This is a genomic window from Brevibacterium sp. CCUG 69071 (genome assembly GCF_021023135.1).
Classification (GTDB): Bacteria; Actinomycetota; Actinomycetes; order Actinomycetales; family Brevibacteriaceae; genus Brevibacterium.
In genome coordinates this window covers 116,638-130,124 of the sequence record NZ_PGFV01000008.1, presented here as the reverse complement: position 1 = coordinate 130,124, position 13,487 = coordinate 116,638, and the positions used below count along the sequence as shown (strand labels likewise).

Genomic DNA, 13,487 nt, shown 5'->3' with positions numbered 1-13,487 from the left:
CATCGGCGTCATCGCCGCCCGGAAGGTGTACAAGCAGCGCTGATCTTCGCCGAGGCGGGCCGACCAGCTGCTGGATACATGGTTCACAGTGACAAAGGGAAAGCTCTTTTGAGCAGCGCGGTTCACTGGCTCTTCGCAGTTGAGGGTGTAGAACCGATGCGCGTCGCTACACGGAAATAGGGCTCTTCGCAGTTGAGGGTGTAGAACCGATGCGCGTCGCTACACGGAAATAGGTCGAGGCCTTTCGAAGATGGAAGTTCCTACACAAACCATCCGAAAGACCTCGACGTGCACAACCTTACGTTCTCTACCCCTGACCTCACCACGTTCTGCCACCTCGACACACTCGGCCTCCATTGCCGGCTCTTCGCAGTTGAGGGTGTAGAACCGATGCGCGTCGCTACACGGAAATAGGTCGAGGCCTTTCGAAGATGGAAGTTCCTACACAAACCATCCGAAAGACCTCGACGTGCACAACCTTACGTTCTCTACCCCTGACCTCACCACGTTCTGCCACCTCGACACACTCGGCCTCCATTGCCTCGGACAACACGTCACCGATCGAGAAACAGTGCTCCTATGCACCCCGACGACCGACGATGAGTGGTGCCGCCGATGCGGCGGTCACGGCACACCTCGCGACACCGTGACCCGGAAATTGGCTCACGAGCCCTTCGGCCACCGCCCCACCACCCTGCACATCCGACTCCGACGCTATAAATGCGAACTCTGCGGGCGCGTGTGGCGCCATGACACCGACCACGCGGCCCCGGCCAGGGCGAAGATCTCTAGAACCGGACTCGCCTGGGCGCTGAAAGCACTCGTTGTCGATCACGCCACGGTGTCAGTCATCGCAGCCAAGCTCGCCGTGGCTTGGCACACCGCCAACGACGCGATCCTCGCCGAAGGCAGGCGAGTCCTCATCGATGATCCGACCCGATTCGACAACGTCGCCGTCATCGGCGTCGACGAGCATGTATGGCGGCACACCAGACGTGGCGACAAGTACGTGACCGTGATCATCGATCTCACTCCGATCCGCGATAAGACAGGTCCGGCGAGACTGCTGGACATGGTCGAGGGACGGTCGAAGGCCGTGTTCAAATCGTGGCTGGCAGGGCGGTCGAAGGAGTTCCGCGACGGTATCGAGGTCGTGGCGATGGACGGGTTCACCGGGTTCAAAACCGCGGCTGTCGAAGAGCTTCCGGCCGCGGTGGAAGTGATGGATCCGTTCCACGTCGTCAAGCTCGCCGGTGACAGCCTGGACGAAGTCCGCAGGCGTGTTCAGCAGGAAACGACCGGGCACCGCGGCAAGAAGGGTGACCCGTTGTATCAGGCCCGGCGGACTCTGCACACTGGGTTTCAGTTACTCACCGAGCGGCAGCAACAACGAATCGTCGCTCTCTTCGCTGATGACAATCATGCTGATGTCGAGGTGACCTGGAGCGTGTTCCAAGACATCATCACCGCATACCGCAACCCAGACCGAGCCGCGGGGAAGAAGTCGCTGCAGTCGATCATCGAGTCGGTTTCGTCGGGGGTGCCTGCCGGTCTTGTTGAGCTGCGCCGGCTGGGGAGGACATTGAAGAAGCGCGCTGTGGATGTGTTGGCGTACTTCGATCGGCCGGGGACGTCGAACGGGCCGACAGAGGCATTGAACGGCAGGCTGGAACACCTGCGCGGATCAGCGCTGGGATTCCGGAACCTCACCCACTACATCGCCCGGAGCTTGCTCGAGGCCGGAGGGTTCAGGCCCCAGTTACACTCCTAAATGCGAAGAGCCATAATAGAGGCAGGGAGATTGGAAGAAGGAGATTTTCTCTTGCCAGTGAAATATACCGACGAGCTCAAGGCTCGTGCCGTTGAACTCGTCATCCATGCCCAAGCCGACCCGGAGACCGCGAACGGAGCAATCAGTCGCGTTGAGCCTCCCCGCAAGTCGTGGACACGTGAACCACGTCACGCAGCTTGCGTAGACGCTTCCTCCTGAACCTGGCCGGCACTCTGCCCGGCTAAGTACTTCTCCTCGAACTCCACCGGCGGGACCATCCCCAACGCCGAGTGCAACCGCCGCCGGTTATAGACCACCTCGATCCAACGAGCGACTTCCCGCATCGCCTCAGCCCGGGTCTGCCAGACTCGCCGCTCGAAGAACTCCGTTTTCAACGACGACCAGAACGACTCCGACTTCGCGTTATCCCAACACACCCCGGTCCGGCCCACCGACTGCTTGAGCCCCAGTTCAACAGACGCCTGATGCAACTGCCCCGACGTGTACTGCGTTCCTTTGTCGGCATGAAAAATCACATCATCTGGAACCATTTCTCGTAGCGTATGAGCCATCCTCAACGCCCGCTCGACCAGGTCGGAATCCTGCCTGGCATCCATCGCCCAGCCAAGCACTCGACGTGAACACCCATCCCGGATCACACACAAGTACACGAACCCCTCCCAGGTCCGCAGATACGTAATATCGCTGATCCACACAGCATCCAACTCACCTCGATCCCAGACCCGTTTCACGAGATCCGGAATGTGATGAGTTGCCACACCCGGCAGAGTCGTCACCGGCTTAAACCGACGCGGACTGATCCCCTCGAGGCCTTGTCTGCGCAGCGATGCGGCGACCGTCTTCTCGTCCACGCGCACTCCTTGTCGAACCAGTTGCGCTGCCACCCGCGGTGCCCCGTAGACACCATCAGACTCCGCGTGGACCGCTGCGACGTGCCCGTCAAGGCTCCGTTGCGCTCTCGCGCGTTTCGATGGTCCGGACCGGCGCCGTTTCTTCCATGCGTAGTACCCGGATTTCGTCACCTCGAGGAGCCTGGCCATCCGGCGAATCGCGTAACGTGCCTTCTCCGAGTCCATCAGTTCGAATTTCTCTTGTTTCGAGGCTTCGACGCGAAGAAGGCGGCTGCTTTTCCCAAGAACTCGTTGTCCTGTTTCAGATCGAAGTTCTCTCGCCTCAACCGTGCCAGTTCAGCCCGTTCGTCCTCGTTCAACGCACCCGTGGGTTCCCCGTCGACGTGGCGTCGGTGTTTCTCGGCTTTGACCCAGGTGCCCAGGGTCTGTTCACCGACTCCGATTTCCTTGGCCACCGCGGCGATCGACCTGCCGGTGTCGATGACGAGATTCGCGGCCTCGATCCGGTATTCGGGGGTGTAAGAGCGACGCTGGCGTTTCTGATCTGACATATTGAACATCCTTTCAGCAGGACTGCGAATCCCGCTAACTTGGGTGTCCACTATTCGAGGGTAGCCTCAGCGTCGCCAATCAGCTTGGGCTGAGTAAGGAACCATTGCGGGTGTGGGTGCGCAAGCACAAGGCCACTGGCCGGGCTACTCCTGTCGAATCAGTTGATCTCGAGGCTGAGAACCGCCGGCTGAGGACCGAGCTTGCTGAAGCCCGGCGTGCCAACGAGATTCTGAAGAAGGCCTCGGCTTTCTTCGCGGCGGAGCTCGACCGCCCATCCAAGTAGTCGTCGATTTCATCGACAACAATCGTCACGAGTTCGGAGTCGAGCCAATCGTGCGCGCCCTGTCAGGGACTGCCGCGCGGATTGCTGTGAGCTCGTATTACGCGTTTAAGAAGCGCAATCCATCGGCTAGGGCCCGTCGGGACCAGGCACTGATGGCCGTGATCAAGGATGTGTATGAGGCGAACTATTCCTGTTACGGAGTGCGCAAGATGTGGAAGGCGATCAACCGTGAGTACGCCGAACAGTTCGGGAATATCGCCCGATGCACGGTGGAACGGTTGATGCGCCAGTTGGGTATCGACGGGGTTCGCCGGAAGCGGAAGCGTCCGAAGACGGCCTCGGCAAGAGCTGAGGAATGTCCGGAGGATCTCGTTGAACGTGAGTTCAAGGCTGGTGGCCCGAACTGTTTGTGGGTCGCGGACATCACGTATGTATCGACGACTGCCGGTTGGGTGTACACGACATTCATCCTCGATGTCTTCCACCGTGAGATTGTGGGCTGGCAGGTGACGAACCATATGCGCGAGTCATTGGCCAGAAATGCTCTGACAATGGCTTTAGCGGCGAAGTTCCGTGCCGGCGAAGACGTGTCTGGGCTTGTCCACCATAGCGACCGCGGCGTTCAATTCCGGTCGATTCGTTACGGCGAGACCCTCGCGGAATCAGAGGTAGTTGCGTCCGTGGGGTCGCGTGGGGACTCGTATGACAACGCGATGGCTGGGGCGTTGAACTCTGTCTATAAGGCGGAGTTGATTGATCGGAAGTCGTGGTCGGGGTTGATCGAGGTGATGGCCGAGACGTCGAAATGGGTGGCCTGGTACAACCAGGCCAGGCTGCATTCGGCCATTGATTATCGCCCGCCGTTCGAGGTCCATTCCGAATGGACCAACCAGAGTGACATCGAACCGGTGGCTGCATAGAAAACCAAGAAAAGGAGCCTCTACGAAACCCGGAGCTTGACAGAGTGACTCCGTACTTCTTCGGTGGCGGCATCAATGTCGTTGTCACGATATCGAAGTCATCGAGGCGCTTCGGTCGACCCGAGCGCTGGTCATCAGTGAGGCCAGCGACCCCCGACTCTTCGTAGCGTGCCCGCCACTTCAGGACAGTGACCACAGAAGAGTCGGTCAGCTTCGCGATCTGAGTGTTCGCTACTCCGTCGGCAGCCAGCAGCACGATTCGTGCTCGTCTGGCAAGACCGGCTTTGATGGTCGACGATCTCAACCACTCACGCAGTAGTGGTTCCTCATCCTCGAACAGGGTCAGAGCCGGAGCGGGAGAATTCGCCATGCACCAATTCTCCCAAACAACCACCCATTCAGGAACTAACGATACGCGACACTAGGTCCACGTTGACTATGGCCGATGAGACGTACTGGATTTCGGAGTAGGTCTCCACGTTGAAGGAGTCCGCCGAACGCAGGTGGGCATCGCGGTTCTCGCTGCCGGTGCCCTCGGACGCGGTGGCTCCTCTCCTTCGGCGGCGATGTCTCTGCCACCACAAAGCCATGGCTGCGAGGCGATCGCCTCGGCAGGTGGGGATTCGGGCAGACGGTAGCTCGGGCGGCACTGTGGAAGTTGTCGGATCAGGACGAACAGGGCAGAGTTATTCCCGTGGAGATCAGGCGAACCATTCAAGGCGGCGTTCTGGCGCTCGCTCTTCTCTTGGCAGGGTGTACTGGGTCGGGCTCGGACGGTTCGTCCTCGTCTACGGATCAGGCACCGGAACCTACCCCGACTCCGACCAAGTTCGAGCAGACAACGGTCGGCTCCGCCTCCGGCGAGGCCGCGACTATCACTGCGACCGTCGAGAAGCCCGGCCACGGTCTCACCGCTGACAACCTCGGCATCTCCTTCGAAGCCACCGACCTTGCCGATCCCCGTCTCGACCCCGACTCGTCGAACCTCGACGAGCAGCTGAAGACTCTCGGGTCACCGGCACTGCGGTTCGGGGGCAACGCATTGGACCGGCGTACCTTCTGGACGTCGAAAGGGGAGAAGCCAAAACATTCCGAGAAGACGACGATCACACCCGATGACCTCAAACGTCTGAAGAAACTCGTCGCTGGCACCGGATCGACCGTCACCCTCGGGATTCCTCTCGGTACCTATGATCCCGCACGCGGAGCGGACATGGCCGCGCACGCGGTCGACATCCTCGGCGATTCTCTGGTCGGTCTGGCGATCGGGAACGAACCGAACGGGTACGCGGTCAAAGATGTTCCCGACGGTGCCGTCCGCGGGGACGACTGGAACGAAACCACGTACATCAAGCAGCTCGAAGCCTATGCCAAGGCGATCCATGAGAAACGCCCCGATGCTCCGATCATTGGTCCCGACGTCTACGACGGGCAATGGATGAAGACGTTCGCAGACTCAGACGTGAAGCACAAGACTGCGATCTCCCAGCACTGGTATCAGCTCTACGAATGCGACTCAGGCAAGGTCCCCGGTCGTGGCCCCAAGGCTGAGAACCTCATCGACCCCTTGGCGAAGAAGTCCGCGAAGAAGAACCTCGGCATCGGCAAGGACCGAGCCGACGCCGCGGACCTGCCGCTGTGGCTCGAAGAGACCGGACCGACGAGCTGCCCGGGCACGAACGACACCTCCCTGACTAACGCCTCGGCGCTGTGGGCCGCCGACTACACTCTCTACGCCGCACAGCTCGGCGTCGAACGCATGGCCATGCACTCGATGCTCGGAGCCTGCAACGGGGGAGCGCCGATGTCACTGATCTGCGACCCGGCCGACCACGGACAGAAGTCGAATGACTTCGTGCCGCGGCCGAACATGCTCGGCCTGCGGCTCCTCGCGCCCAGCGTCGGCGGGACGTTCACAAAGACCTCGGTCAAGGGCGGTGGCAACATGAGCGCCTATACCGTCTCGAAGGACGAGGGGAAAACACTCGTCACGACCGTCATCAACGCCAATGACGCGGCCAAGGTCGGTGGGAACCCGGTAACGCTGAGCATGCCGGAGGGATTCTCCGTGGACAAGGCCTCCCAGGTCTACGGCGCTTCAAACGACGCGAAGAATGGTACCCAGGTGATCCCGGCGAACCCGCTACCGGACACCGTGCCCTACAGCGAGTCGGAATCGACTAAGAGCGCATCCGCCTCGGCGAGTCCTGAAATGGACGAGAATGAACTCAACATCGACCTGGCGGGCAGCTCCGTCACGGTGTTCATCATGCGCAAGTAGCCGCTTGAGTCAGTACCCGAGCGACACCAGGTACCGGAAAAAGTCCGGGAGGTCATTGCCGGCCAGGGCGTTCTTAAGTGCCGGCAGCGCCTCGGGGTCGAAGTCGACGAGGACTGTGCCATCGGCTTCGCGTCGCGAATTCGTCGGGACAGTGACGACCGCGAGGTCATCGGTCTGGAGCTGGCGCAGAAAGTTGGCGATCTTGCCCAGCTCGATCGTCGTCAGCTTCGCGTCATGCCGGATGCCGAGTGCGAAACCGCCGAGCACGGCGGCTGCCTTGTTCGGATTCTTGGCCAGTCCGCCGGTCTTGAGCCCCTGGATGAGAGCACGCAGCAGAGCCCGCTGATTGCGGGTCCGGGTCTGTCCGGCGTCGTCGATCGGATCGGCCGAGGCGAAGATCGCAGAGGTGGCCCCGGTGAGGGTGTTCGTACCTTCGGCGAATTGGGTTCCGGCGGCTTCAAAAGGGGCCCGGCTGTAGACCTGCAGGCCGCCGAGTTCATCGACGACCGCGCCCAGGGCCGCGGCTTCGAGTTCGGCGACGTGATCGATGCGGGTGCCGAGGAACTCCTCGACCATGGCCACGACGACCGGCCAACCGCCCTCATCGGCGATGGCAGCAAAAGTCTGACCGGACTCAATCTGGGTCGACGGGTTGAGGACGAGCGCCGCGGCGAAATCCTTCGTCGCCGGGATGTGGATGACGGCGAACGTATCGCCTTGGCTGCCGATGGAATCGGTGATTCGAAGCAACATGGACTGCGTCTCGGTGCCAGGCGGACGGATCTCCTCTGGAGGGTACGCCTCGGTGTCCGAGACCACGCGCGCGGGCTGATCGAACTCAGCGCGGGCGCTGCCCAGATCCATGATGGATCCTAATGCCGAGGCCATCTTCGTCAACTTGGCCATTGTTCGCGTCTCCCCGTGCCCGGCTGATGTCTGTCTGTTCAATCATAGACAAGTATCGAGGCGACCGATCGCCACACACCTGGTGGCTGCCCGATTCTGCGCTGACGGCAGCACCAAAATTCTGCAGGGAAAGTTGGTTAGGTCAGCGGAAGCCGAATGGTGAACGTCGAACCGCGACCCTGAATTGATCGCACACTGATCTGGCCCCGGTGCGCGAGAACGATGAGGCGCGTGATCGACAGTCCCAGACCGTGGCCCGGGATGTGGTGGTTCTTCGCTGACGGAGTGCGGTAGTACTCGGTGAATAGGTTGGTCTGCTCCTCATCGGTCATGCCGATACCGGTATCACCGATCGCGATCTCTGCTTCGGCATGATTGCTGCTGACAGTGACGGATACGGTCCCATGGGCAGACGTGTACTTGATTGCATTCGAGAGGAGATTGATGACTGCCTGTGTCAGACGAGCGGGGTCGACTGCTATGGAGGGCGTCTCATCGATCCGCAGTTCGAGCTCGATCTGTTTATCATTTGCCGCAGGAGCCATCGTTTCACACGCCCGCCGAGTGAGTTCACTGACGTCGGTCACCTCCCGCGCGAGATCAACCCCGTTGTCTCTGACTGTTTGGGTCCCCAACAGGTCCTCGACGATCTTCAGCAGCTGTTCTGAATTGCGAAGCACGACGTCGAGGTTGGCAGAGACGTTGTCTGAAAGCTCCTCGCCGTCGATGACGAGGTCGAGGTAACCGATGATCGAAGTCAGTGGGGTCCGAAGCTCGTGGGAGACTGCAGCGACGAACTGATTCTGCCTGCGTGCAGCGTCGAAGTACGCCGTGACGTCAGCAAAGACCACGACGGCACCGCTGCGCTCACCGTCGAGGCCGATGATCTGCCGCGCGGACGAAGAGATCTTCCGTCCTCTGCCGTTCGATCCGCCGTAGGCGATGACATTGTTTTTGAAGGTCTCTCTGTCGGCGGCGCGGTGCAGAGGGCGTTGATGGTCAGGGATTCTGGCTTCCGTGTTTGGATAGCGCATGATCAGGGTCGATTCGCCGATCTTCGCAGAACTGCTGCTCGCGAATTTTTCGAGCTCCCTGTAGGCGCTGTTCTCGAGGACTATGCCACCGCTGCAGTTGATGACAACGAGCCCGATATCAACGGTGTCGATGATGTTCTTGAGCAGCTGTTCTTGCGTCTTCGTTTCACTCAGGAGTGCATCTTTGTCGTGGAGCGCCTGCTGAGTGCGTTTTCGTTCGTCGAGCGCGCGCCTGCGGGCGAGCGCGACCATGAAGCAGATTTGGGCGACAGCGAGGGGAATGAGCATCGAGCGGGTGATGAGCACCGAGTCGATGAGCGGAAATGCTCGCAGCAGAGTCGGCAGTGACAGCGACACTGTCACAGCAATCGCGGCAATGACTGTGCCGGATTGCAAGAAGAAGAACGCAAGCCAGACCGCAGGCAGGAACGCAAGGAGGGCCACTGCTGGGGCATCGTCGCGGAAGACATCTCGCAGTGCGCCTGCGACGCCGATGTTGACTACCGGGAGAAGGCCTGCCCATCGGCGGTCGATCTTCGGCCACGGCGAAATGGCGGCGACGATCGTGGCAAGCGTCAGGATGCCGAGGCCGACGAGATACTGAGGGCTCGAGACGAGTGGTGAAGCTGATATCGCAAGAAGGGCACTGATGAGAAGAACAAAACCGAAATAGAAACACTGCTTGGCGGCGACGCCGCCCGATCCTGAAGCAAGAGCTTCGTAAACTCGGTGGGCGCGACCACCGTCCTTGTCACGGGTCATTCGTCAGCCTTTCGCTTCGACCCTCCGGCGACTGGCGCGTGCCGACGTCTGGGTCAGTTCCCTGACCTGGAGCAGCCGTGACAGCGCGCGCAGGCGACTAACTGCGTGCGATTGCGCCCGCCGAGCCGTCTGCGCAGCCGGAGAGCTTGTTCTTCACTCTACCTTCGACCCTTCCCGAGTCACGAGAGATCTGGACTGTTGAATGCCTAGATTCGAGCACGAAGAGAAGCGAGATTTCCCGCGCGGATAGGGACCCAACTGGGGACTCGATCGTCCTCGACGAATCGATCACCACGGGTGGGGAATTCTACCCTCAGACTGCGCAGTCATACCCGCACGACTACCTCGGCGGCACTGGAGGGTCGATCGGTTGGGCACGGCCAGCCGGTGCCGGGGCGGCGATTTCGAGCCCCGACCGCAAGGTCATCGTCCTCGAATCGGACGGTTCCGGAATGTATATGCCGCAATCGCTGTGGACCTACGCTCGGGAACAGCTCGATATCGTCGTCCTGATCTTCTCGAATCGCAAATACCAGATCCTCCGCAGCGAAATGGCCGACGTCGGTGTTCCCGACTTCGGTCTGAAAGCACAGTCCCGTCTCGATCTCGACAATCCGCACATCGACTGGGTGTCGCTGTCCCAGGGCCTGGGTGTTCCGGCTGCACAAGTCGAGACGACCGAGGACCTCGACCGAGCCTTCCGTACAGCTCTGGCCGACCCGGGGCCGCAGCTGATCGAAGTTCTGGTGTGATCGAGCGGTGAGCGATCAGTGATTCTCACTGCAGATCACTGCGTCGTAGCCGCTGGCGTAGTCGGGGTACTGCATCGAGCCAAGGAACTTCTGCAGCAGGCTGCCATCGAGGAAACGCCCGCTCGGTTCGCTGGTACCTGAACCTTCGGGAGGATCGACGCCGAGGCGGCGCGCGATGTGATCGACGACTGCTCCCTGCCATGTGGGGTGACCATCGACGGCATGGAGCAGACGCGGCGGGTCCGGTGAGAACAGCAGCGCCTCAAGCGCTCGGACGAGATCGACCTCGTGGATGCGGTTCGTCAGACGTGATCGGTCCACCGGGCGGCCGTTCCTGACCGAGTCGATCAATCGATCTCGCCCCGGCCCATAGATGCCCGCCGGGCGAACGATGATCGCATCGAAGTCCTCCCGCGCACAGTGCTCGCCATCGAGGAGTGCTCCCGCTCTCTCGGTGACTGGACGAGGCTCGGTATCCTCGGTCACGTGGTGATCCGGGCCCCATCCTTCGAACACCCGGGTCGAAGAGACGAAAACCGTCCGTTCGGGTGTGCCCGGCAAGGCGTCGACGAGGTTGTTGAGAACAGTTCGGTAGCCACCGGGAATCGCTGAAGGCGGCAGAGTGATGACGAGCCGATCGACCCGCGGAAGCTCGAGAGTCAGCGGATCCTCGAGGTCGGCGCCGAGGCGAACGAAAGCGGCCGGAAGCGAGGACGGTTCTCTGCGCACGGCGACGACCGACTCCCGGTTGTCGATCAGGCGCAGCCCCAGCCGGCATCCCACTCTCCCGCACCCGACGATCAGAGTTGAAGTCTGCATGTGCGTCGACTCTTTCGTAGTCTGTGCCCGGCGATCGGATCAGTCCTAGGATATGCTTCGCCGGCAGGTCTGTGCGATGTCGGTTCGTCTGAATGCAGGCCGTGACAGTCGGCGGCCGCCTCAGCAACGGGTGACGTGTCGGTCTCGACGACCGAAGCAACGGTCTCGGGCTCGATGCCCAAGAGTCGAAAAGGCGGCCATGTCGGCATCGTCGTAGTCGACCGGGCTGACTGTCAATGTCTATCACCGGGGAGACGTCCGAGTGGATCACGGTGGGAGGGGGCCACAGCAGTATCGGGATTCGTCAATGATCGCTGGATCGCCTCACGCACACTGGTGAGTTCAGAGCCGCTGCGGTCGGCTGCGAGGTCACTGATCCACCGTGCGTCAGCGGCGACCATGTCTTCCCTCAGACTTTCCATGAGTGATTGCGCGGTCGACGTGTTCACACTCGTGATGCGTGCAGCAATCTTAGCGACCATGCTTTGAGAAAGAAAGGGCAAGTGAAGCTGATCCCGATAGATTCCGGCAACTTCTGCGAACAGTTCCAGCAGGTCGGCATACGCGATACGATGACCACCGCCGACATCGTAATGGCCTGAGGAGACGGCTGCAGTCATCGCTGCCTCGACTGCCAGCGTCAGGTCCTCGATGGAAATGGGTTCAACGTCATGTCGCATCCAGTATGGAACGACTGTGATGGGAAGCCGACGGGTGAGTCTGGCCATGAGTTCGAAGCTTGCTGATCCAGCTCCGATGATCATTGCTGCCCTGAGGGTGATCACAGTTTGCGTGGCTTGCGCGAGAGTTTCTTCGACTTCAAGACGCGAAAGCAGATGCTCCGAGAGATCCTCACGGTCAATATCTGGCACGATTCCGGAGAGGTAGACAAGGCGCTGAACGTTGGTCGTGTCAAGCACGGCGACTAGGTTCTCCGCGGCCTTCCGGTCGACTGCTCGGAAATCCTCGCGATCCATCCCGTGGACGAGGTAGACGACGGTCTCGATTGTCGGATCGATGGCATCACTGATCGAGGTTTGGTCGAGGACATTGACCTCGACTCGGTCGACCGAGTCTGACCAGTAGAAACGATCGAGCCTTTCGAGTGCCCTAGCCCCAGCAGTGACGTGATGCCCACATCGGAGCAGGGTTGGGATGAGACGGGAGGCGACATAACCTGTTGCCCCGATGACAAGCACTCGCATATGAGCTCTTCACTTGATGAGGTATCTGAGGGACTCCTCGCAGTGTACTCCTACCTGTGGAATTCCCTCTCGAGTTCGAAGCAGTCGCTTCGCTGTGGAAGACTCGGAGTCGTGGTTCCCGGCAGCGTCAACGAGCTCTCGGCCCACGATCGGCTGATCCTCGATCTCGAGAAGACTTCACCTTCGCACAGCGATCGCGAATTCTTGTGAGAACAAATCGGCTTGCCGATCGAACGCTACTCCGGTGTGCTCGAGGGGCTCGCTGACTCGGATGCGGCCTACAGTTACGCGCCGGAAGTGGTGACGCGTGGCCGTCGTCTCCGTGGCGAACGATTCGCCTTCGAGCGACAGCAGAAGCGACGGCGGCGTCTGCTGGGTTAACGGGCTCTTCCCAGATGAGGGTGTAGCGGATCCAGGTTCTGCGGTTGGTGAGTAGCGGTATTTCAAGGCGATAGTGGTCTCCCGCATGTTGGGTGAGGGGATTATCAGTGCCTTCGCGGTCTGTCGGGAGGCGGGTGCTGGCGTAACCACGACAGAGGCTGTGACCACCTTCCCTTTCAGTCCCTCCGTGATGGAAATGGACCGGCACGGTTGCTCGACATGGTCGAGGGCCGCTCGAAGCAGGTGTTCAAGACCTGGCTCGCCACCCGCCATGAGGCATGGCGCGACGGCGTGGAGGTCGTCGCGATGGACGGGTTCAGCGGCTTCAAGACCGCCACCACCGAGGAAATGCCCGGCGCGGTCGCAGTGATGGATCCCTTCCACGTAGTGCGCCTGGCCGGTGACGCGCTCGACCAGTGCCGACGCAGAGTCCAGCAGGCCATCCACGGTTACCGCGCCCATAAGGGCGACCCGCTCTACTCCGCTCGGCGGACCCTACATACCGGTGCCGGCCTGCTCACCGGCAAGCAGGCCAGTCGCCTACGGGCGCTCTTCGCCAGCGATGAGCACGTGCAGGTCGAGGTGACCTGGGGTATCTATCAGCGGATGATCGCCGCCTACCGACACGAGGACCGACGCCACGGCTGCGACCTCATGACCAAACTGATCGAGTCGCTCAGCGACGGCGTCCCAACCGCACTCATCGAGGTCATCGCGCTGGGCCGGACGCTGAAGAAGCGCGCCGACGACATCCTGGCCTACTTCGACAATCCTGGCACCAGCAACGGACCTACGGAGGCGATCAACGGACGGCTCGAGCACCTCCGCGGCTCTGCGCTCGGGTTCCGCACCCTCACCAATTACATCGCCCGATGCCTGCTCGAGACCGGAGGATTTAGACCGCGAGTACACCCTCGATTCGGATGAGCCGGTTAACGCGCGGGCGGGC

12 protein-coding genes, 3 pseudogenes and 1 other annotated feature are annotated in these 13,487 nt (G+C 61.0%); of the genes and pseudogenes, 8 read left to right on the top strand and 7 right to left on the bottom strand.

Annotation, left to right across the window (positions count from 1 at the left end; all coding sequences use genetic code 11):
• Positions 1-469 precede the first annotated feature (469 nt).
• A complete protein-coding gene (locus CV023_RS17465; protein WP_230748276.1) occupies positions 470-1,771 on the top strand; it encodes an ISL3 family transposase in 1,302 nt (433 codons plus the stop codon).
• Between the two features lie 188 nt (positions 1,772-1,959).
• Here CV023_RS17465 and CV023_RS17460 read toward each other — a convergent pair.
• Positions 1,960-3,194 (bottom strand): IS3 family transposase gene (locus CV023_RS17460; RefSeq protein WP_442859951.1). Its coding sequence is split into 2 segments (ribosomal slippage): positions 1,960-2,912 and positions 2,912-3,194, totalling 1,236 coding nucleotides; the frame shifts between segments, so codons are not numbered across the junction.
• Between the two features lie 80 nt (positions 3,195-3,274).
• Between CV023_RS17460 and CV023_RS19215 the strand changes: the two are divergent.
• Positions 3,275-3,478, top strand: a pseudogene (locus tag CV023_RS19215) (transposase); the annotation flags it as partial.
• Positions 3,439-3,567 (top strand) — a sequence feature (AL1L pseudoknot). (Overlaps the previous pseudogene by 40 nt.)
• Positions 3,469-4,398 carry an IS3 family transposase gene (locus CV023_RS17455; protein ID WP_284934826.1) on the top strand — a complete coding sequence of 310 codons (930 nt, stop codon included), beginning with the start codon at positions 3,469-3,471 and terminating at the stop codon, positions 4,396-4,398. It overlaps the preceding feature by 99 nt. The pseudogene CV023_RS19215 and the gene CV023_RS17455, both read left to right, overlap by 10 nt.
• 112 nt (positions 4,399-4,510) lie before the next feature.
• Here CV023_RS17455 and CV023_RS17450 read toward each other — a convergent pair.
• Together CV023_RS17450 and CV023_RS19210 are read right to left on the bottom strand one after the other, a co-directional pair.
• Positions 4,511-4,768 (bottom strand): annotated as a pseudogene (locus CV023_RS17450) (helix-turn-helix domain-containing protein); the annotation flags it as partial.
• A gap of 28 nt (positions 4,769-4,796) precedes the next feature.
• Entirely contained in the window at positions 4,797-4,988 is a 192-nt protein-coding gene (locus CV023_RS19210) for a YceI family protein (protein ID WP_350309938.1), read from the bottom strand.
• 104 nt (positions 4,989-5,092) lie between these two features.
• Here CV023_RS19210 and CV023_RS17445 point away from each other — a divergent pair, with 104 nt between their 5' ends.
• On the top strand, positions 5,093-6,679 hold the full coding sequence (locus CV023_RS17445) for a hypothetical protein (protein WP_230748266.1): 1,587 nt from the start codon (positions 5,093-5,095) through the stop codon (positions 6,677-6,679).
• Between the two features lie 9 nt (positions 6,680-6,688).
• Here the strand turns inward: CV023_RS17445 and CV023_RS17440 are convergent, their stop codons facing one another.
• A complete protein-coding gene (locus CV023_RS17440; protein ID WP_230748264.1) occupies positions 6,689-7,585 on the bottom strand; it encodes an LCP family protein in 897 nt (298 codons plus the stop codon).
• Between the two features lie 137 nt (positions 7,586-7,722).
• Positions 7,723-9,381: a sensor histidine kinase gene (locus CV023_RS17435; protein ID WP_230748262.1), complete on the bottom strand. Its 1,659-nt coding sequence runs from the start codon at positions 9,379-9,381 to the stop codon at positions 7,723-7,725.
• A 146-nt stretch (positions 9,382-9,527) separates the two neighbouring features.
• On the opposite strand from CV023_RS17435, the gene CV023_RS17430 reads away from it, so the two are divergent.
• A complete protein-coding gene (locus CV023_RS17430; protein ID WP_230748260.1) occupies positions 9,528-10,133 on the top strand; it encodes a thiamine pyrophosphate-dependent enzyme in 606 nt (201 codons plus the stop codon).
• A 15-nt stretch (positions 10,134-10,148) separates the two neighbouring features.
• Here CV023_RS17430 and CV023_RS17425 read toward each other — a convergent pair whose 3' ends face one another.
• Both CV023_RS17425 and CV023_RS17420 read right to left on the bottom strand, forming a co-directional pair.
• On the bottom strand, positions 10,149-10,952 hold the full coding sequence (locus tag CV023_RS17425) for an SDR family NAD(P)-dependent oxidoreductase (RefSeq protein ID WP_230748258.1): 804 nt from the start codon (positions 10,950-10,952) through the stop codon (positions 10,149-10,151).
• Positions 10,953-11,185: 233 nt separating this feature from the next.
• Positions 11,186-12,157, bottom strand: a complete 972-nt coding sequence (locus tag CV023_RS17420) for an NAD(P)H-binding protein (RefSeq protein WP_230748256.1) — start codon at positions 12,155-12,157, stop codon at positions 11,186-11,188.
• Here CV023_RS17420 and CV023_RS17415 point away from each other — a divergent pair, their 5' ends adjacent.
• From CV023_RS17415 to CV023_RS17410, 3 genes and pseudogenes are all read left to right on the top strand, one after another.
• Positions 12,158-12,367 (top strand): hypothetical protein, encoded by a 210-nt coding sequence (locus CV023_RS17415; RefSeq protein WP_230748254.1) that lies wholly within the window; start codon positions 12,158-12,160, stop codon positions 12,365-12,367.
• 12 nt (positions 12,368-12,379) lie between these two features.
• The gene (locus tag CV023_RS18905; protein ID WP_269067507.1) at positions 12,380-12,538 is read left to right on the top strand and encodes a DUF3263 domain-containing protein; all 159 of its coding nucleotides are present in this window, start codon (positions 12,380-12,382) and stop codon (positions 12,536-12,538) included.
• A gap of 138 nt (positions 12,539-12,676) precedes the next feature.
• Positions 12,677-13,465 (top strand): annotated as a pseudogene (locus CV023_RS17410) (ISL3 family transposase); the annotation flags it as partial.
• Between the last annotated feature and the right edge of the window lie 22 nt (positions 13,466-13,487).

What these genes read in the sequence shown, in the direction of transcription:
- CV023_RS17420 (WP_230748256.1), bottom strand. Translation starts at nt 12,157, where the DNA reads ATGCGAGTGCTTGTCATCGGGGCAACAGGTTATGTCGCCTCCCGTCTC.
- CV023_RS17415 (WP_230748254.1), top strand. Translation starts at nt 12,158, where the DNA reads ATGAGCTCTTCACTTGATGAGGTATCTGAGGGACTCCTCGCAGTGTAC.
- CV023_RS19210 (WP_350309938.1), bottom strand. Translation starts at nt 4,988, where the DNA reads ATGGCTTTGTGGTGGCAGAGACATCGCCGCCGAAGGAGAGGAGCCACC.
- CV023_RS17435 (WP_230748262.1), bottom strand. Translation starts at nt 9,381, where the DNA reads ATGACCCGTGACAAGGACGGTGGTCGCGCCCACCGAGTTTACGAAGCT.
- CV023_RS17440 (WP_230748264.1), bottom strand. Translation starts at nt 7,585, where the DNA reads ATGGCCAAGTTGACGAAGATGGCCTCGGCATTAGGATCCATCATGGAT.
- CV023_RS17425 (WP_230748258.1), bottom strand. Translation starts at nt 10,952, where the DNA reads ATGCAGACTTCAACTCTGATCGTCGGGTGCGGGAGAGTGGGATGCCGG.